The sequence below is a fragment of the Pseudomonas sp. LBUM1645 genome (assembly GCF_059716185.1).
In genome coordinates this window covers 6,050,638-6,069,248 of sequence record NZ_CP166811.1, presented here as the reverse complement: position 1 = coordinate 6,069,248, position 18,611 = coordinate 6,050,638, and the positions used below count along the sequence as shown (strand labels likewise).

The 18,611-nt window shown below is 59.6% G+C and carries 17 protein-coding genes, 1 tRNA gene and 1 pseudogene; 9 read left to right on the top strand and 10 right to left on the bottom strand.

Features of this window, described 5'->3' with window-relative positions; all coding sequences use genetic code 11:
• Positions 1 to 118 precede the first annotated feature (118 nt).
• Positions 119 to 1,537 (bottom strand): short-chain fatty acid transporter, encoded by a 1,419-nt coding sequence (locus ACA079_RS27565; protein WP_033061219.1) that lies wholly within the window; start codon positions 1,535 to 1,537, stop codon positions 119 to 121.
• A 201-nt stretch (positions 1,538 to 1,738) separates the two neighbouring features.
• On the opposite strand from ACA079_RS27565, the gene ACA079_RS27560 reads away from it, so the two are divergent.
• A complete protein-coding gene (locus ACA079_RS27560) occupies positions 1,739 to 3,082 on the top strand; it encodes an MFS transporter (protein WP_497701618.1) in 1,344 nt (447 codons plus the stop codon).
• Positions 3,083 to 3,172: 90 nt separating this feature from the next.
• Here the strand turns inward: ACA079_RS27560 and ACA079_RS27555 are convergent, their stop codons facing one another.
• Positions 3,173 to 3,568, bottom strand: a complete 396-nt coding sequence (locus tag ACA079_RS27555; RefSeq protein ID WP_134423160.1) for a DUF6124 family protein — start codon at positions 3,566 to 3,568, stop codon at positions 3,173 to 3,175.
• Positions 3,569 to 4,105: 537 nt separating this feature from the next.
• On the opposite strand from ACA079_RS27555, the pseudogene ACA079_RS27550 reads away from it, so the two are divergent.
• The 3 genes and pseudogenes from ACA079_RS27550 to ACA079_RS27540 all read left to right on the top strand — a co-directional run.
• A pseudogene (locus ACA079_RS27550) lies at positions 4,106 to 4,834 on the top strand (PAS domain-containing protein); the annotation flags it as partial.
• Positions 4,814 to 5,422 (top strand): methyl-accepting chemotaxis protein, encoded by a 609-nt coding sequence (locus ACA079_RS27545; RefSeq protein WP_497704388.1) that lies wholly within the window; start codon positions 4,814 to 4,816, stop codon positions 5,420 to 5,422. The pseudogene ACA079_RS27550 and the gene ACA079_RS27545, both read left to right, overlap by 21 nt.
• Positions 5,423 to 5,479: 57 nt before the next feature.
• Complete coding sequence (locus ACA079_RS27540; protein WP_497701617.1) at positions 5,480 to 6,079, top strand: flavin reductase family protein; 600 nt, start codon at positions 5,480 to 5,482, stop codon at positions 6,077 to 6,079.
• Positions 6,080 to 6,091: 12 nt separating this feature from the next.
• On the opposite strand, the gene ACA079_RS27535 is transcribed toward ACA079_RS27540, so the two are convergent.
• Both ACA079_RS27535 and ACA079_RS27530 read right to left on the bottom strand, forming a co-directional pair.
• Positions 6,092 to 6,460 (bottom strand): cupin domain-containing protein, encoded by a 369-nt coding sequence (locus ACA079_RS27535; protein ID WP_462002700.1) that lies wholly within the window; start codon positions 6,458 to 6,460, stop codon positions 6,092 to 6,094.
• 76 nt (positions 6,461 to 6,536) lie between these two features.
• Entirely contained in the window at positions 6,537 to 7,346 is an 810-nt protein-coding gene (locus tag ACA079_RS27530; protein WP_134423152.1) for an AraC family transcriptional regulator, read from the bottom strand.
• 151 nt (positions 7,347 to 7,497) lie between these two features.
• Between ACA079_RS27530 and ACA079_RS27525 the strand changes: the two genes are divergently transcribed.
• Genes ACA079_RS27525 through ACA079_RS27515 form a run of 3 tightly spaced genes read left to right on the top strand, consistent with a single transcriptional unit; the run spans position 7,498 to position 9,713 of the window.
• The gene (locus tag ACA079_RS27525; RefSeq protein ID WP_497701616.1) at positions 7,498 to 8,139 is read left to right on the top strand and encodes a LysE family translocator; all 642 of its coding nucleotides are present in this window, start codon (positions 7,498 to 7,500) and stop codon (positions 8,137 to 8,139) included.
• Between the two features lie 10 nt (positions 8,140 to 8,149).
• Positions 8,150 to 9,244 (top strand): D-alanine--D-alanine ligase, encoded by a 1,095-nt coding sequence (ddlA, locus tag ACA079_RS27520; protein WP_497701615.1) that lies wholly within the window; start codon positions 8,150 to 8,152, stop codon positions 9,242 to 9,244.
• Between the two features lie 40 nt (positions 9,245 to 9,284).
• Positions 9,285 to 9,713, top strand: a complete 429-nt coding sequence (locus ACA079_RS27515; RefSeq protein ID WP_497701614.1) for a TOBE domain-containing protein — start codon at positions 9,285 to 9,287, stop codon at positions 9,711 to 9,713.
• A gap of 24 nt (positions 9,714 to 9,737) precedes the next feature.
• Here the strand turns inward: ACA079_RS27515 and ACA079_RS27510 are convergent, their stop codons facing one another.
• The 3 genes from ACA079_RS27510 to ggt form a co-directional block, all read right to left on the bottom strand.
• Positions 9,738 to 10,109 (bottom strand): helix-turn-helix domain-containing protein, encoded by a 372-nt coding sequence (locus ACA079_RS27510; protein WP_033061235.1) that lies wholly within the window; start codon positions 10,107 to 10,109, stop codon positions 9,738 to 9,740.
• 3 nt (positions 10,110 to 10,112) lie between these two features.
• Positions 10,113 to 10,415 carry a type II toxin-antitoxin system HigB family toxin gene (locus ACA079_RS27505; protein WP_497701613.1) on the bottom strand — a complete coding sequence of 101 codons (303 nt, stop codon included), beginning with the start codon at positions 10,413 to 10,415 and terminating at the stop codon, positions 10,113 to 10,115.
• A gap of 275 nt (positions 10,416 to 10,690) precedes the next feature.
• Positions 10,691 to 12,523, bottom strand: coding sequence for a gamma-glutamyltransferase (ggt, locus tag ACA079_RS27500; protein WP_497701612.1), 1,833 nt, complete (start codon positions 12,521 to 12,523; stop codon positions 10,691 to 10,693).
• A gap of 164 nt (positions 12,524 to 12,687) precedes the next feature.
• Here ggt and ACA079_RS27495 point away from each other — a divergent pair, with 164 nt between their 5' ends.
• Positions 12,688 to 13,797 carry a DUF2817 domain-containing protein gene (locus ACA079_RS27495; protein WP_497701611.1) on the top strand — a complete coding sequence of 370 codons (1,110 nt, stop codon included), beginning with the start codon at positions 12,688 to 12,690 and terminating at the stop codon, positions 13,795 to 13,797.
• Here ACA079_RS27495 and ACA079_RS27490 read toward each other — a convergent pair.
• The 3 genes from ACA079_RS27490 to ACA079_RS27480 form a co-directional block, all read right to left on the bottom strand.
• On the bottom strand, positions 13,701 to 14,609 hold the full coding sequence (locus ACA079_RS27490; RefSeq protein WP_497701610.1) for a bestrophin-like domain: 909 nt from the start codon (positions 14,607 to 14,609) through the stop codon (positions 13,701 to 13,703). The two genes, ACA079_RS27495 and ACA079_RS27490, sit on opposite strands and share 97 nt — an antisense overlap.
• Before the next feature lie 144 nt (positions 14,610 to 14,753).
• Positions 14,754 to 14,830, bottom strand: a tRNA-Met gene (locus ACA079_RS27485).
• A gap of 116 nt (positions 14,831 to 14,946) precedes the next feature.
• Entirely contained in the window at positions 14,947 to 17,004 is a 2,058-nt protein-coding gene (locus ACA079_RS27480) for a methyl-accepting chemotaxis protein (RefSeq protein WP_497701609.1), read from the bottom strand.
• Positions 17,005 to 17,336: 332 nt separating this feature from the next.
• On the opposite strand from ACA079_RS27480, the gene ACA079_RS27475 reads away from it, so the two are divergent.
• A complete protein-coding gene (locus ACA079_RS27475; protein WP_123365631.1) occupies positions 17,337 to 18,554 on the top strand; it encodes an MFS transporter in 1,218 nt (405 codons plus the stop codon).
• Positions 18,555 to 18,611 lie beyond the last annotated feature (57 nt).

Sequence of the window (18,611 nt, the reverse complement as noted above, 5' to 3'; positions counted from 1 at the left end):
GTTTCATGTCAGGCGCAATCGAGCCTGTATGTAGGATAAATCCAGGCGTTTGTTTCATGCTCAAGCCGGGTGAACTGATTGCACCTGCCTGCAACAGGTGCAATCACTCACTTACGTGTTATGGCATGACCGGTGCCGTATACGTCAGCGTCGTCCCCAGCGCCCACAGCAGAAACAGCACCAGCGGCGTGTGCACCAGCAGTTGCACGAACGAAAACCCGATCAAGTCCCGCGCCTTCAACCCGAGCACACCCAGCAGCGGCAGCATGTAGAACGGGTTGATCAGGTTCGGCAGGGCTTCGGCGGCGTTGTAGATCTGCACGGCCCAGCCCAGGTGGTAGTTCAGGTCGGTGGCCACTTGCATGACGTACGGCGCTTCGATGATCCACTTGCCGCCGCCGGACGGGATGAAGAAACCGAGGATCGCCGAGTACACGCCCATCAGCAGCGCGTAGGTGTCGTGGGACGCGATTTGTACGAAAAAGGTCGAGATGTGGTGAGCCAGCGTCTGAGCGTCAGTGCCTTTGACGGTGGTCATCAGTGCCGCGATCGAGCCGTACAGCGGGAACTGAATCAGTACGCCCGTGGTGGTCGGTACTGCGCGGGACACAGCGTCAAGGAAGCTGCGCGGGCGCCAGTGCAGCAGGGCACCGAGCATGATGAACAGGAAGTTGTAGGTGTTCAGCCCGGAAATCGCACTGATCGCCGGTTTGGTCGAGAACTCGTGGAACAGCCATCCGGCCGCCAGCAGTACCAGCAAAATCGTCAGCAGCGGACTGTGCTCCAGCCATTCGCCAGGGCGTGTGCGCGGTTGCAATGGCGGCAGGTTAAAGCTCGGATCGATGCCGCAGGCTTTTGCATCACGGGCCGAGTTCGGGCCGGGTGCGGTGGCGTAGGCAATGATCAGCGAGATCACGATCAGCGCCAGCAACATCACGCCGGACTGCCAGAGAAAGATCGTTTGCGTGAAAGGAATCACGCCGGTGATCGACAGAATCGACGGCGGCAGGCTGGCCGGGTTGGCCTGCAATTGCGCGGCGGACGAGGACAGGCCCAAGGCCCACACCGCGCCGAGACCCAGATAGGCGGCAGCGCCGGCAGCGCGGTAGTCCATTTTCAGATCGGTACGGCGGGCGAGGGCGCGCACCAGCAAGCCGCCAAACACCAGCGACAGCCCCCAGTTCAGCAGCGAAGCGACCATGGAGATCAACGCCACCCAGGCCACGGCCGAGCGGCCGTTTTTCGGGATTCGCGCCAGCCGGTCGATCAGTTTCACCGCCGGTGGCGAGCTGGCAACCACATAACCGCCGATCACCACGAAAGCCATTTGCATGGTGAACGGGATCAGGCTCCAGAAGCCGTCACCGAAGGCCATGGCGGCGTCGGTAGGTTTGGCGCCCATGAACAGAGTGGCCACGGCGACAATAATCACGGCCAGTGCGGCGAACACCCAGGAGTCGGGAAACCAGCGTTCGGCAAAACTTGAGCAGCGCAGGGCAAAGCGGGCAGAGCGGGTATCTTCGATATCAGCGGCCACGGGTGTACCTCGAATTTTTATGTTTGTTGTGGTCTTCAGAACCGCAAAGGCCCGTCTAGACAGGTGCCAACAGTAAAACAATCGGTCCTTTTTTGTGACGAAGTTTTACGAGACTGAGACTTTGGTCTAACGGGTTGTCCGTTGGCGCGTTTGCGTAGACCATGGGCGCCTTGGTTTTTTGCCCATGCCAGAGTTCTTTTCATGACTGCCAATACCGATTCGCGCCCGGCGCCGTTCAACCGTTCGGACTACAAGACCCTGGGCCTTGCGGCGTTAGGTGGCGCGCTGGAAATCTACGATTTCATCATTTTCGTATTTTTCGCCCTGACCCTTAGCCAGCTGTTCTTCCCGCCGGAAATGCCGGAGTGGCTGCGACTGCTGCAAAGCTTCGGGATCTTCGCTACCGGTTATTTGGCGCGGCCGTTGGGCGGGATTCTGATGGCGCATTTCGCCGACCGACTGGGCCGCAAGAAGGTTTTCAGCCTGAGCATCCTGATGATGGCGCTGCCGTGCCTGTTGATCGGCATCATGCCGACCTACGCCCAGATCGGTTATTTCGCACCGCTGCTGCTGTTGGCCCTGCGAATTCTCCAGGGCGCGGCGGTGGGCGGCGAAGTGCCGAGCGCCTGGGTATTCGTCGCCGAACATGCCCCCGTCGGGCATCGCGGTTATGCCCTCGGTTTCCTGCAAGCCGGGCTGACGTTTGGTTACCTGATCGGGGCCCTGACGGCGACGTTTCTGGCTCAGGCGTTCACCCCGACGGAAATCCTTGATTACGCCTGGCGTTACCCGTTCCTGCTGGGCGGCGTGTTCGGCGTAATCGGCGTCTGGCTACGCCGCTGGCTCAGCGAAACCCCGGTGTTCATGGCCATGCAGGCCCAACGTGATGCGGCCGTCGAACTGCCGCTGCGCACGGTCTTGCGTGAACACCGTCTGGCCATGCTGCCGGCGATGATCCTCACCTGCGTACTGACCTCGGCGGTGGTGGTGTTCGTGGTGATCACCCCGACCATGATGCAGAAAACCTTCGGCATGACCGCCAGTCACACCTTCGCCCTGAGTGCCTTGGGCATTGTCTTTTTGAATATCGGCTGTGTACTCGCCGGGCTGCTGGTCGACCGCATGGGCGCCTGGCGCACGGTGATGCTCTATAGCCTGCTGCTGCCATTGGGCATCGGCGTGCTCTATACCTGCCTGATCATCGGTGGCAGCTGGATCGGCCTGGCGTACGCGGTGGCCGGTCTCGGTTGTGGGGTGGTCGGCGCGGTGCCGTCGGTGATGGTCAGCCTATTCCCGGCGCGGATTCGTGTCTCGGGGATTTCCTTCACCTACAACATTGCCTACGCCGTCTGGGCGAGTATCACACCGTTGTTGCTGATCGGTCTGATGCCGTGGAGCCCATGGATTTGCGTGATCTTCTGCGCGGTGATGGGGGCTGTGGGGGTGAGCAGTGCCGCGTATTTTGGAGCGCGGATGCCTAATGTAGGGAGCCGCAGCGTGGCTTCAAGCCAGGGCAAATCGTTGAAAGACTGCGTTAATCCGTAACAGGCATCTATGTCCCGCGTGGCGGGGAGCGGAAAAAAGAATGGGCACGCCAACCAGGTTGGGTGCCCATTTTTTTATGGGGGTGGCGGATTAGATGACGCGGCTTTGTTGCTTGGCGAAAATCGCCGCTATCTCGGGTTCATCCAGATGATCCAGCATTCGCTCCACCAACAAATGCACGCCGTCAGCCATGCGGCTGAGCGCCAAGGCTACGGAGCGGCGGGAGCCGTCCACATCGTCGGCGAGGTTGGCGGCAATAGCGCTGATGGACAGCAAATCTTCCGAGGCATTGGCGAGAAGGGTTTCAGGGTTGATACCCGGGCAGACGCTGAAGAGCTGACCGTTGCGTTTTGGTGGTTTGGGGTCGGCTGGCGGGAAGTGATGGTCGAGGGCGCGCTCGGCGGCTTCGTTGAGTTTGTTTGAGTCGGGGCTTTCGTAGGGGGAGACCGGATCGGTGTCCGGCGGATTTGGAGTTACCTTGAACATGTCTTAGCTCTCTCTTGAGTGAGGCTGCAACCAGTTCGCGACTAAACGAATGGGAGGCAGCTGTGCACAGGTTAGTCGACCGACGAGCTAAGAAATCGGCGCACCCAAGAGTGCCCTGCGCACAGCCACCATAAGTACAGGATGGGATACCTGACTGATTGGAACTATGCGACTTAGCAACGACGGGCGACTAAACCCGACCACTGATGGGCAGTGGCAGGGAAACGATAGAGGCCAAGGCTAAGGCGCACAAGCCGGCAGATTCTGGCGTAGCCGTAGGCAACGACGCAAGGTGTTGTAGCTTGCAGGAAGTAACCTTGAGCCGTTTTCAACAAGTGCTGTCGAGCGGTGTTTAATTTCCGGAAATGTTGGGAAGAAACGATGTTTCGACAACCATTCGGCTTCTGGCGACACGACGCGCATCAAGATGCCTAACTATTTTTGTAGGACAACCCTGAAACACTCTTCAGAAAATATCCCCAAGGCCGATGGTTAGGCTGCATACCGCTTTCTATCCCTGTCCATCGGTGTATCCCCATGTTCAACAAACGCTTGAAGCAGGAGCTGTCGGCTCTTCGCGAAGAACTCTCCAGCCTTCAGCAAGTGAAGGAAAGTCTGGAAAGCGAGATGCTGGTCCTGACCCTCGATGCCGATGGGCGGATTCAATCGGTCAACCAGAACTTCATCGGCGAGATGCTCTACAAAAGCAGCGACCTGATAGGGCGACACATCGAAGACATCGTCCCGGCCCATGTGAAGTCGGACGAATTCCACCAGCGTTTCAAGTTCGCGCTGACCCGCGGTGAGCACTTTGCCGGCACGGTGCGTTTGTTGCGCGGCAATGGTCAGGAAGCCTGGCTGCGCTCGATCGTGCAGCCGGTCCGGTCCGCAGGCGGCCAGATCAAGAACTTCTCGATTTATTCCAGCGACCTGACCCGCACCATCGAAGCGTCTCGTGAACATGAGAACCTGATCGGCGCGCTCGTGCGTTCCACGGCAGTGATCGAGTTCGACCTCAATGGCAACGTGCTGGCAGCCAACGACCGGTTCCTCAGTGGCATGGGTTACAGCCTGGCGCAGATCAAGGGCAAACATCACCGCACCTTCTGCGAATCCGAGGAATACAACAGCGCCGAGTACCATGACTTCTGGCGCCGCCTGAATGCAGGCGAGTTCGTCGCTGGCCGTTTCAAACGCATTGACAGCCATGGTCGCGTGGTCTGGCTGGAGGCTTCCTACAACCCAGTGACCGATGCCAACAACAAGCTCTACAAAGTGGTGAAGTTCGCCACGGTGATTACTGATCAAGTCAATCAGGAGCAGGCCGTCGCCGAAGCGGCCAACATTGCTTACAGCACCTCGCAGCAAACCGACAGCAGCGCGCAGCGCGGTAACTCCGTGGTGACTCAGGCGGTCAACGTGATGCGTGACCTTGCCAAACACATGCAAACCGCCGGCGAAGGCATCGAAGCGCTGAACGAGCAGTCGCTGGTGATCGGCACCATCGTCAAAACCATCAGCGGGATTGCCGAACAGACCAACCTGCTGGCGCTCAACGCGGCCATCGAAGCGGCTCGGGCTGGGGAACAGGGGCGTGGTTTCGCGGTGGTGGCGGATGAGGTCCGGCAATTGGCTTCGCGCACCAGCCAGGCAACCGATGAGATTGTCGGCGTGGTGCGGCAGAACCAGGACATGGCGCGCAACGCCGTGGCGCTGATGACCGAGGGCAAACTCCAGGCTGAACAGGGGCTGGCGCTGGCGGCAGAGGCGGGTACGGTGATTGTCGAGATTCAGGACGGCGCACAGAAAGTGGTGAACGCGGTCGGCCAGTTTGCCAATCAGTTGGCGACTTGATGACTGCCATCGCGGCGTAAATCGCTACAATCGGCGTTTTCCCCAGGAGCAGCCATCATGAGCGTTTCTCACCGCCGTCCGGTTCCCTTGGCCAAGGCTTATCGTCTGCTCAATCACGGCCCGACCGTGCTGGTCAGCGCGGCTTATGATGGCCAGCGCAACATCATGGCGGCGGCCTGGGCCATGCCGCTGGATTTCGAGCCGCCGAAAATTGCCGTGGTGCTGGACAAGTCCACCTGGACACGGCAATTGCTGGAGGCTTCGGGCACGTTTGTGCTGAATGTTCCCTGCGCCGCCCAGGCCGATATCGTCCAGACCGTGGGTTCGACGTCCGGCCTGGAATTGACCCGGGACCAAGGCCGGGACAAGTTCCAGGTCTATGGCTTGCCGACCTTTAGCGCTGAATTGATCGATGCGCCGATGCTCGAAGGCTGTGTCGCCTGGCTGGAATGCCGACTGCTGCCGGAACCCGGCAATCACCAGCAGTACGATCTGTTCCTGGCCGAAGTGATTGCCGCTCAGGCAGACGAGCGCGTGTTCAGTGACGGGCGCTGGCACTTCGAAGGGCAAGACGCGTTGCGCACCTTGCACCATGTGGCGGGCGGACATTTCCTGAAAATCGGCGATCCAGTGGACGGCAAAACCTTGCAGCCGTAAGCAGCCAGCGTTTCACACCCAGACGTCATTCTGCGCCGTGCGCTCGCCACCTTCGTTACCCGTGTTCAACACACCCTTGGGTTCGATCAGCAGGAGTTTCACCTCCTGCTCGGCGAACGGTTTGTGCTCGACACCTTTTGACACCACATACATTTCGCCGGCGTTCACCAGCACGTGGCCATCGCGAAAGTCGATGCGCAGTTGCCCTTCGAGGACGATGAACGTTTCGTCGGTATCAGGGTGATCGTGCCAGATGAAATCCCCCAGCAGCTTCACCACCTTGAACTGGTAGTCGTTCATTTCGGCGATGACCCGAGGCGTCCAGTACGGACCGATTCGGGAGATTTTTTCAGCGAAATTCAGGCTTTCGTAAGCTTTCATGAAGCAGCTCTCGTGGTTGATCGTGCATCCACGGTAGCCGGCACATCGGGGTGCTTCTTGAACGATTGTGCGTGGCTCAGCGGCGGTGCATTTTCATCCAGCGGGCTGGCGACAGGCCGTAGGTTTTGCTGAACTGCCGGGTCATGTGGCTCTGATCGGTGAAGCCGGCGATCAGCGCAGCGCTGACCAGTGACTGGCCCTGAATCAGCAGCGAGCGGACGAGGTCGAGGCGGCGCATGGTCAGGTATCGATAAGGGCTGGTGCCGAACAACAGGCGAAAATCCCGCGACAGACTCCAGCGATCGCGACCGCTGTGTTGCGCCAGTTCTTCCAGCGTCACGGTGCGATCCAGCGCGCTGTGGATGAATTCCCGCGCGCGTTCGGCGGCCACGTAGTCGAAGCTCTGGCGGGTGGCAGACACGCCGGAAACGCTGTTCAAGGCTTGCGCCAGATCGAACAGCGCATCCTGCTCTTCCAGAGGCTCGAGGGGGCAATCGAGGCTTCGCAGCAGCACGGCGGTGGCGGCGAACAAACGTGGATCGGCTGACAGGCCGGTCTTGATAAACGGCAACGGCTGGCCGCCGAGCATCTGCTGGATCAGCGCCGGTTCGATGTACATCATTCGGTACTGGAACCCGGTCTCGGTGCCGGCTTCGCCATCATGAACTTCGTCCGGGTGCAGCACCATGGTCCCACCCGGCAGACTGTGGCGCCAGCCACCGCGGTACTGAAAACTCTGCACACCGGCCAGGGTATGGCCGATGGCGTAGGTGTCGTGGCGGTGAAGGTCGTAGCCGTGGCCTGCAAAAAACGCCTCGAAACGCTGAAGCCCGCCGACGTCGGGCGCGCGGTGGAACCAGTCGATGGGGGGCGTGTGCTTGGCCATGGTGGTGTTGCCTTGAGCTCGATGCTGAACACGTTACCCCACTGAGCAGCCGCCTGTCTGCCGCCGATCGAATCATCCGGCCGGTAGAAAATCCCGGACTAATGTTGCAAGGTGTTGAATATTTTCTAAGCCACGAAGGCGATCCCACATCATGGAAATATCCCACCTGAGCTATGCCGCACCGTTGTTGTCGTTGGCGCTGTTGTGGACGGTTGCGGTGGTGACGCCGGGGCCGAACTTCTTCAACACCGCGCAACTGGCTGCCAGTTGCTCCCGGCGTCACGGGGTCGTCGCCGCACTCGGCGTGGCCACGGGCACTGTGCTTTGGGGGTTGGCGGGTGGCCTGGGCATCAAGTCGCTGTTCAGCGCTGCACCGACGCTCTACCTGAGTTTCAAGATTGCCGGCGGTTGTTACCTGATCTATCTGGGATTGAAGCAGTTCAAGCGCAAACCACCGAGTGTGCCGGGCGATAGCGGCTCGCTGAATGTGGCCGGCCGCACGCTGCTATCGGCTTATGGCCGGGGCTTTGTGGGCAACATGACCAATCCCAAGGCCGCGCTATTTGTCGCAACGATTTTCGCCACGGCCATGCCGGCCTCGCCGCCACCGATGTTGCTGGCGCTGGCCGTGCTGACTATGGCGACGTTGTCATTCAGTTGGTATTGCAGCGTGGCGCTGCTGTTCGCCAGCCGTCGGGTCGCGGGTGCCTATGATCGTTCGCGTAAATGGCTGGATCGCTTCGCCGGCAGTTGCTATCTGCTGTTCGGCGCGCATCTGGTGGCCAATCGTTGAGGAGTTCTGAATGAGCAAACTGCGGGTAGGCATTATTTTTGGCGGCCGTTCGGCTGAACACGAAGTGTCGTTGCAATCGGCGAAAAACATCGTCGATGCGCTGGATCGTTCGCGCTTTGAACCGGTGCTGATCGGCATCGATAAACAAGGCCACTGGCATCTGAACGACCCTTCGAACTTCCTGCTCAACCAGGAAAACCCGGCCCTGATTGCCCTTAACCAGTCCAACCGAGAGCTGGCCGTTGTGCCGGGCAAGGTCAGTCAACAATTGGTGGAAACCTCCGGTCAAGAACTGCTGGGTCACGTCGATGTGATCTTCCCGATCGTCCACGGCACCTTGGGCGAAGACGGTTGCCTGCAAGGTTTGCTGCGCATGGCCGATCTGCCGTTTGTCGGTTCTGACGTGCTCGGTTCGGCCGTCTGCATGGACAAGGACATCAGCAAACGCCTGCTGCGTGACGCCGGGTTGGCGGTCACGCCGTTCGTCACCCTGACCCGCGCCACCGCGGCGCGCACCGGGTTCGACGAGGTGCAAGGCAAACTCGGCCTGCCATTGTTCGTCAAACCGGCTAACCAGGGATCTTCCGTGGGCGTCAGCAAGGTGAATGACGAAGCCGAGTACGCGGCAGCAGTGGAGCTGGCCCTGGGTTTCGATGAGAAAGTCTTGGTCGAGTCCGCCGTCAGCGGCCGCGAGATTGAATGCGCTGTGCTCGGCAATGAAGACGCCATCGCCAGCGGTTGTGGCGAAATCGTGGTGCGCAGCGGGTTTTATTCCTACGACAGCAAATACATCGATGCTCAAGCGGCTGAAGTGGTGGTCCCGGCAAACATCAGCATCGAGGCCAGTGAACGCATCCGCGCCCTGGCCGTCGAGGCGTTTCAGGTGTTGGGCTGTTCCGGGCTGGCGCGGGTCGATGTGTTCCTGACCGAGAGTGGCGAAGTGCTGATCAATGAGATCAACTCGTTGCCCGGCTTCACCCGCATCAGCATGTACCCCAAGTTATGGCAGGCCACCGGTATGACGTACAGCGAGCTGGTCAGCCGTTTGATCGATCTGGCGCTGGAGAAACATCAGGCGCGGCAGGCGCTGAAGATCTCTCGCTAGGCTCAATACAACAATAACTATTCGAGGAGACACGTACGTCATGAAAGTCAGCGCACGTAACGTCTTCAAAGGCACCATCAGTCAATTGCAGCCCGGCGCGGTAAACGCCGAAGTCTCACTGAAACTGTCGGGCGGCAATGAACTGGTGGCCGTGGTGACCATGGAAAGCGTGAAGAACCTCGGCCTGGCGGTCGGCAAGGAAGCGATCGCGCTGGTGAAGGCGCCGTGGGTCATGTTGATGACCGAATCCAGCGACATTCGCCTGTCGGCGCGCAACTGCCTGGAAGGCAAAGTCACCAGTGTCATCGAAGGCGCCGTGAACTCCGAAGTGGTCATCCAGCTCGACGGCGGCACCGAAGTCTATTCGATCGTGACACGCCAGGCTGTGGCAGAACTGGGCCTGGCGCCGGGCGTGAGTGCGACGGCGGTGATCAAGGCGTCGCATATCATTTTGGGTGTGCCGGCCTGATTTCAGGAGTCGACTGACACCTGATCAAGCCTGCTTTATCGGCTTGATCAGGCTTTGCGCGGGTATCCCGAACAAATCGTGAAGTTTCCAGATCATCGGAAGCGTCAACGCACGTTTGCCATTGAGCACTTCATACACCCGGTTTGTGCGACCAATGGCGGGTGCAAGGTCAGCAGCAGACAGTCCGGACTGCTCCATACGAAACTTGATTGCATCGATCGGATTGGGCAGATCCACCGGAAACTGCTTCGATTCATAGGCTTCGATCAGCGTGATCATAATGTCGAAGTAATCACCCTCAGGGGTGCCAGGCTCTGGTTCGTTGTCGAACAGCGCTGACACGTTCTTGAGGGCTGCACGATAGTCCTCGTCGGTGTGAATGGGGCGAATGTTCATGGGTTACTCCATCTCGACGGTATCAGCGTCGATTGCGTCGTACTGTTTGTGAGTGCCGACAAATTTTATGTAGACGGCGCCGAAGCGATAGGCCACAGCGACTACCAACCGAAAGTCATTGCCCTTGATGTTGAACACGACTCTGCGGCTTTTGAGAATACTGGCGGTAGCAAAATGCGCCTTTATGTCCATTGGCGCTTTCCACTCAGCATTTTGGGCCTCATCAATCCAGGCCAGAAAGGATTGCTCCGAATCCGGGTTTTTCTCCCAAAACCTTTTCAGCTGACTGATAGCGATGATTCTCATGGAGTGATCCTAGTCCCGTGGTGGGACTGATGCAAGTCTGTGGAGGCGCATCCGATGTGCGGAGGGGCAAGTTCGACTTCTATAATCAAGCACTGCCGGCAGCTGATTTGATCAACTGGGGCTGACGCGGAATTGGAAAAAACTGATCTTCAACTCTATCCAAGAAGCAGTCCTTTGCGGGTAGGAAAAGGCTGCGCGAGATGGCCGATCAGTATTTGTTTACTATAAAAAAGGGCCTACCTCCCGGTAAGCCCTTGCTCATTCCCGCGTAAGACTCAATCCCCCAACGCAGCCCCCTCACGCCGCGGATCGGCCCCACCCGCAAGCGACGTTTTCCCCTGCGCATCCTTGACCCGGACTATCGCCTGAGTCCCACTGGTCATGTCGATCTCGTTCACGCTGTGTCCTTTGTCCTTCAGCGCCTGAATCAGCACCGGGCTGAACTGCCCTTGTTCCAGCTCCGTCGGGCCGTTGCGGCTGCCGAAGTTGGGCAGGCTGATGGCGGTTTGTGGGTCGAGCTTCCAGTCGAGCAGGCCGATGGTGGATTTGGCAACGTATTCGATGATCTGCGAGCCGCCGGGGGAGCCGATGGTGGCGAGGAATTCGCCGCTCTGGCGGTCGAAAATCAGGGTCGGTGCCATGGACGAGCGTGGGCGTTTGCCGGGTTCGACGCGGTTGGCAACCTTCTGGCCATTCTCTTCGGGGATGAACGAGAAGTCGGTCATCTGATTGTTAAGCAGGAAACCCTGAACCATCAGGTGTGAGCCAAATGCGGATTCCACGGTGGTGGTCATGGATACGGCGCCGCCTTCGTCATCCACTGCTACCACTTGCGAGGTGGAGATGCGCAGCGGCGAACGGTCCGGTGCGTAGGCGACCTGAATGCCCGGCGGGGTGCCGGGTTTTGCTGTGCCCATGCTGTGATCGCCGATCAGGGCCGCACGGTCGGCCAGATATGCAGGGTCCACCAGACCTTTGACGGGGACGGGCACGAAGTCTGCGTCGGCCACGTAGAGCGCACGGTCGGCGTAGGCCAGACGCTCGGCCTCGGAGATCAGGTGCACGGCTTCAGGCGCTGGTTCGATGCCCGCAGGTTTGTTTGTCTTGATCGGTTTGAGCGGTGCCAGGGCAAAACGCGAGTCCCGGGTTTCCAGAGCCTGCAAGGTGCCGAGGATCTGCGCCACGGCGATCCCGCCTGACGACGGTGGCGGCATGCCGCAGACCTGCCAGCGTTTGTAGTCGGTGCACAGCGGCGCGCGTTCCTTGGCGCTGTAGCCTTTGAGGTCGTTCAGCGAGAGGCTGCCGGGGTTGGCGTGGCCCTGAACCTTGGCGACGATCTCCTGTGCGACGGGGCCTTTGTACAACGCATCCGGTCCTTCTTTGGCGATGCGTTTGAACACCGCGGCCAGTGCCGGGTTTTTCAATTGCGTGCCTGCGGCTTTCGGGCTGCCGTCGTCATTCAGGAAGTAGGCCACCATGTCTGGAGAACTTCGCATGGACGAATCCGAGGCGATCAACTGGTGAAGGCGTGGCGAGATGGCGAAGCCGTGCTCCGCGAGTTTGATCGCCGGTTCGAATAGCTGCGCCCATGGCAGACGACCGTGTTTCTGATGGGCCAATTCAAGCGCTCGTAACACGCCCGGTGTCCCCACCGAACGACCGCCAATCTGCGCCTGGGTGAACGGCATCGGTTTGCCGTCGGCTTGCAGGAAAAGCTTCTCGGTGGCGCCGGCCGGAGCGGTCTCGCGACCGTCATAAGTGCGCACAGCCTTGCCATCCCAGAGCACGATCAACGCACCACCGCCAATACCCGAGGATTGCGGCTCGACCAGGGTCAGCACGGCTTGCATCGCAATCGCGGCATCGATGGCCGAACCGCCCTGGCGCAACATCTCCCGCCCGGCCTCGGCCGCCAGCGGATTGGCCGCGGCCGCCATGTGTTTTGAGGCGTGTTGGGTTTGCAAGTCGGCGCGATATCCCGACGCGACTTCCGGCGCAACAGGCAACGTCGAAGTGGTCGGGGCGCTACAGGCTGCGAGGGTTAAAGCAGCGGCGATCAGCGAAAGGGCTGACAGGCGATAGCGGCTCAAGTGAAAGGCTGAGAACACGTGGGGGCACTCCGTCCGTGGGAAAGATCAGGGGACTTTATCGGCCGAAAGGGAGTGACGCAAACCAAGGCCTACAGCAAAGTTGCTTTTGCCCTTCATGACTCCACGGATTTTCTGTAGGGTCGAGGGCAACAGACTGGCCAGAAGATCAACAAGAGGCAGACATGCAGACCGAGTTCCCCACCCAGCCAAGTTACCGCACCCAGCGTGATCAATTCCTGGCCGTCGCGACCGCGGCCGGTGCGACGCTGACCGAGTACCCGCACCCGCTCAAAGGGCCGTTCGGTGAGTCGTTGAGTACCGATGTGGCCGTGTTGGGTGATCCGCACGCGAAGCGTTTGCTGATTGCGCTGAGTGGCACTCATGGTGTCGAAGGCTTCTATGGTTCGGGATGTCAGATCAAGTGGTTGCAGGAGTTGGGCAAGCGTTCGCTGCCGGCCGATGTCGCGGTGGTGATGATCCACCTGATCAATCCGTGGGGCACTGCGTGGCTGCGTCGGGTCAACGAAGACAACATCGACCTGAACCGCAATCACCTGAACTTCGATCACGCATTGCCAGATAATCAGGCCTACGCAGCGCTGCATGAAATCTATGCCTGCACACAGTTGCAGGGCCCGGAGCGTGATCGCGCCGATGCCTTGCTCGACGAACAGATACGCGAACACGGTTGGCCAGCGGTCATGTCGATTGTCGAGGGCGGCCAGCATCGTAATCCCGATGGTTTGTTTTACGGCGGCCTGGCACCGAGCTGGTCGAACCGCACGTTGCATCAGATCATTCAAAAGCATGTTTCCCATGCCGAAGTGGCGATGTGTTTCGACTTGCACACCGGCGCCGGGGAGTACGGGCATCCGATGTTGCTGACCATTACCGAGGCGCCGTATCCAGCGCTTGCGGATGCGCAGGCCATCTTTGGTCCCTGGCTCTATACCTTGCACACGGGCGCCGACACTCTGAGCGAAACCGGCGTTGCAGCCACCGCCACCGGTTACACCTCGCAGGCGTTGATCAATGCGTTGCCGAACGTGCGGTTGATGCCGTTTGTGATCGAGTGCGGGACGTATCCCGGCGCGGAGGTTCATCGTCATCTGCGCGATGATCACTGGCTGCATCTGCATGGCAATCCGAGTGATGCAGTGGGACGCGGGATCAAACTGAATCTGGTTGAGCAGTTCTATCCCGCCGATAGCGACTGGCAGGCGATGGTCTGGCTGCGCACCTGGCAGATTTGGGAGCGGGCGTTGTCAGCATTGCCGGCAATTCGCTCCTGACGTGATTTACGGGGGCGTGGCCTCTCGTTTCCCGAACTCATGCGGTTCAAATCTTCCTGTAACCGCAGCATGCTTTCTTCGCCGACGCGGATGAAGCCGCTGCGGGGCTGATCCAGGTCGAGGATGAGGGTGAAGACCATGGCAATCAGGATCGCGAAGATGGGCGTCGAAGCGTGCCGTCGACGGTGGCTCAGGCCATAGCTGTAAGCGATGAAACCCAACGCGCCGATGGCCACTATGAACAGCAGATTGATGACGGTTGCCGGGACATGATTGTCCAGGGCGGCGCGACGCTTTTCATTGACGTTGTAGACGTCGGTCAATGACTGGATCACCAGGTTCATGGCAGCTGTCGCTTCGCTCTGGAACTCGGCGGCGGCAGCCAGATTCCATAACTGGTCCTCGATCGTCCGGGACGATTCGCCGGCCGCCTTCAGCAGTTTCTCGTCCGTGCCGGCGCGCATGAATTCAATTCGCGCCGAGACATAATCCTTAAGCAGCGCCGACATCTTCCCGCGCAGATCAGACGGCAACAACTTCGTTCGCAGATAGGTCGAGCCGATCACCGTGACTTCATCTTGAATCAGTGTTTTGCGCGCTTCAAAACGTGAGGTGGCCATGGCGAAGTTGAAACCCAGCAACAACGCGAGTAGACCGAGGAGGGCGGTTTGCAAAACGGTGAGGTGGGATCGGGTCGAATCGTTGCTGTGGGTTCGGTGATGACGGCCAAGACGAAAAGCGAGTTCCAGCACCACGCAGAAGATGGCGACCACGATGAAAAACAGAATGATCTCGTCCAGGTCCCAATGCATAGGGTGGTCTCTCTGCGTTCAAGCTTTGGCATTAACTGTAGGAGAGAACCGCAAAGAGTGGGCATTAACCGCCCTGTGGGCCGGGAGCACTTTTATCGAGGCATAAAAAAACGGCCTACCTTTCGGTAAGCCGTTTTTAGTACTTGGTGGCTACACAGGGACTTGAACCCCGGACCCCAGCATTATGAATGCTATGCTCTAACCAACTGAGCTATGTAGCCAAGTGGCGCGCATTATTGGCTCGTAACAGAGATGTGTCAAGCGTAAATCTAAAATATTTCTCTACGCTTTCAACCGCTTATCCGCCTGACCCGAAAAAACGGGTCAGGGGAGGGCGTCAACTGAGCTGAAATCTCCCGGTATTGGCACTCAACGCCTTGCTGCCCTGGCTCAAGGTGTCCGCTGCCAGGTTCACCGCCCGCGCGCCTTCGAGCAAGCGTACCGCCGCCTGATCGACTTGCTGGATGTTGCCGCTGACCTCGTCGGCGGTGGTTGCTTGCTCGTCGACCGCTGTGGCGATCTGCGCCAGCGTGTCGGTGACGCTCTGCACGGCACTGGCAATTTCCCCCAGGCGTTCGCCGAGGCCAGTGACGGCCTGGGCGTCGGACTGAGCCTGGCCGCAAGCGGCTTCCATCAGGCTCACCGCTTCGTTTACGGTGCTGCGCAGGCTGTCGACAGTGCCGGCAATCTGCGCGGTGGAGGACTGAGTGCGTTGCGACAGGCTGCGCACTTCATCGGCCACCACCGCAAAGCCACGACCTTGCTCACCCGCACGAGCGGCCTCGATGGCGGCATTAAGTGCCAATAGATTCGTCTGCTCGGCAACCCCGCGAATGGTGTCCACCACCAACTGAATCTGCTGCCCTTGCTCACTGACCCGGCCCAGTGCTGCGGCGGTGTCGTTCAAGCGCTGATTGAGCTGCTGAATGCTCGCCGTCGTGCGCTGGCTGTCACGGCTGCTGTCGGCGGCGATGCGCTGGGTGTGCTGAGCGCTGCCGGAGGCCTGCTCGCAACTCTGAGCGACCCCTTGAGAGGTCGCGGCCAATTGCGTGGCTGCCGCCGCGATCTGGCTGATCTGCAACTGCTGGGCTTCGACTTCCCCAAGGGCACCGCTGGAGTGATGGTTGAGGGTGCGCACCGCGTTGCTCAGTTGCAAGGTTTCATGATCGACCCCCAGCAGGCTGTTGCGCAGTTGCACCACCGCGACGTTGAGGGCAGTGCTGATAGCGGCCAGTTCGTCGCGGCCTTCTACCGGTACTTGGAGGCTCAGATTGCCGTCGCGCAAGGCTTCGGCCAGAAGGGTAATGCCGCTGGCGCTGCGACGGATCGAGGCCTGCAAGCAGATGAACAGGTACAGCGCGGCGAGCAGCAGGCAGCCAAAAATGGTCGCTACCAGGATGAACTGGCGGATGGCAGAACCGTGGTAATAGTCCAGACGCTGATCCAGCGACACCAACGATTGCTGGCGCAGCGAAGCGAGGTCGGAGAGCAGGGCGTCGAGGCTGCGTTCGAACTCTTCCGGCTTGAGCTTGATGCTGCCACCGAACACGCCGTCATCAAGGACTTTCAACTCGGCGTCCAGATGCTTGAGGCTGTCATGGTATTGCCCGGCCCAGGCTTGCAACGCGCTGGGCAGCCGCGCTTCCAGCAGGCTTGCGGTTTTGACCAACTGCTCCCGGGCATCGCCGATGCGGCTGCGCAAGTCGCGCAATTGCAGACGGCTTTGCAGGGTGAACTGCCCGGACACCACTGACGCCTGGCCGACGCTGGCGAGACGTCCGACTCGCTCAATCAGGTCTGGCGCGTGCTGCGTGGAGATCTGCGTCAGCAAATAGGTTTCCAGCCACGGCGCCAGCGTTAGGCGATTGTCCATGGCGATCTGCTCGCGCAAGGCTTGCAGGGCACTCAAGGCATTGGTGAAACGATCGTAACCGTCCGGCCACCAACCGACGCTGCTCAGGCTTTTAGAGTCGAGGCCGTTGAGGGCGGTTTGCAGGGCTTGATAACGGGTCAGGGTTTCGCCCTCGGCGCCTTCGGTTTGCAGTGCGTTGCCGAGGTCCGAGGTGGCTTGGGCGACGGCTGGTTGAACCGTATCGAAAGCAGCCATCGCCGCGATCGTCGCGGGTGTCGGCTGACGATTGGTTTCCGTGGCGCGCCAGCGAGCCGCGCGGTCACGCTGAGCGGCTAGCAGATTATCCAGAGCATCGAGGGCGAGCAGTTGCCGAACCCCGGCACGTTCGCCGGAGATCAGGTTCAGTTTGTCGCGATAGTCCTGACCGATCATCCACAGACTGCCCGTCAGCGGCAGGATAAACAGCAGGAATAACAGCTGAAATTTGCGTGCGAAGCCAAAACGCCCCAGCAACCCGATCCCCGGTGATAAAAAAGCCTGCATGCCCCAAAACTCCTCTGGACACCACGCACCATTGGCGTGCGTCGAGACCGTTGCAGTCGCGACTTGTGCCCTTTTAAAAGGCCTCGAAAGTTCACCCTTGTCAGCTCTGTAGGCCGGCTCTGTAGCGAAACTTCCCATTCTCGGTCCCCTTTGTAAGGGGCCGCGTTGAAGCGGATTACCAAGGCAAGATTCAGACCATGGCGTTGCGCTATCACCTTTTCAGCGATGAAAACCGAGGTCGTTAGCAGGCTAAGGGGATGGCGCTGCTGCACTGAAAAATGGCACATTGGCGCACCTGCCCGTGTGCACCCATCTGTTGTACGGAAACTCTTATGGCTATCAGCAATGTCCAGACCGGCGCGCAGCCGGCATCCGCGACTTCACAAAGCAGCCCTTTGGTCATGCGCATCATCGGCGCCGTGGCGCTGGCGCATTTGATCAACGACTTGATCCAGTCGGTGCTGCCGTCGATCTATCCGATGCTCAAGGCCAACTATGGCCTGACCTTCACCCAGGTTGGCCTGATCACTTTGACGTTCCAGCTGACGGCTTCGCTATTGCAGCCGTGGGTCGGTTACTACACTGATCGGCACCCCAAACCCTGGCTGCTACCCGCCGGGACGGTTTGCACATTGATCGGCATTTTGATGATGTCGGTGGTCGGCAGTTTTCCGATGATTTTGCTGGCGGCGGGGTTGATCGGAATCGGCTCCTCGACCTTTCACCCGGAAGCTTCTCGCGTAGCGCGACTGGCATCTGGCGGGCGTTTTGGCCTGGCGCAATCGACCTTTCAGGTCGGCGGTAATGCCGGGTCGGCTTTCGGTCCGTTGCTCGCCGCAGCGATCATTATTCCTTTCGGTCAGGGCCATGTGGCCTGGTTCGGATTGTTCGCGGTGTTTGCGCTGTTCGTGCTCTATCGGATCAGCCGCTGGTACGCCAATCACCTGAGTCTGTTCAAGCTCAAGCAAGGTCAGGCGGCGACGCATGGCTTGTCGAAGAACCGCGTGATCAGTGCGCTGGTGGTACTCGGGCTGCTGGTGTTCTCCAAGTATTTCTACATGGCCAGCTTCACCAGTTATTTCACCTTCTACCTGATCGAGAAATTCGACCTGTCGGTGGCCAGTTCACAGTTGCACCTGTTCCTGTTTCTCGGCGCGGTAGCGGCGGGGACCTTCTTCGGTGGGCCGATCGGCGACAAGATCGGGCGTAAGGCGGTGATCTGGTTCTCGATCCTCGGCGTCGCGCCGTTCACCCTGATCCTGCCTCACGTTGATCTGTTCTGGACCAGCATCCTCAGCGTCGTGATCGGCTTCATCCTGGCGTCAGCGTTCTCGGCGATCGTGGTGTATGCGCAGGAACTGGTGCCGGGCAATGTCGGGATGATTGCCGGGGTGTTCTTCGGATTGATGTTTGGCTTTGGCGGGATTGGTGCGGCGTTGCTCGGGCATTTGGCGGACATACACGGCATCGAATACGTGTACTTGCTGTGTTCGTTCCTGCCGTTGTTCGGTGTGCTGGCGATCTTCCTGCCAAGAACCAAAAAAGCCTGAAAACACGCGGTCCTGTAGGAGCAAGGCTTGCCCGCGATGAACGATGACGCGGTGCAT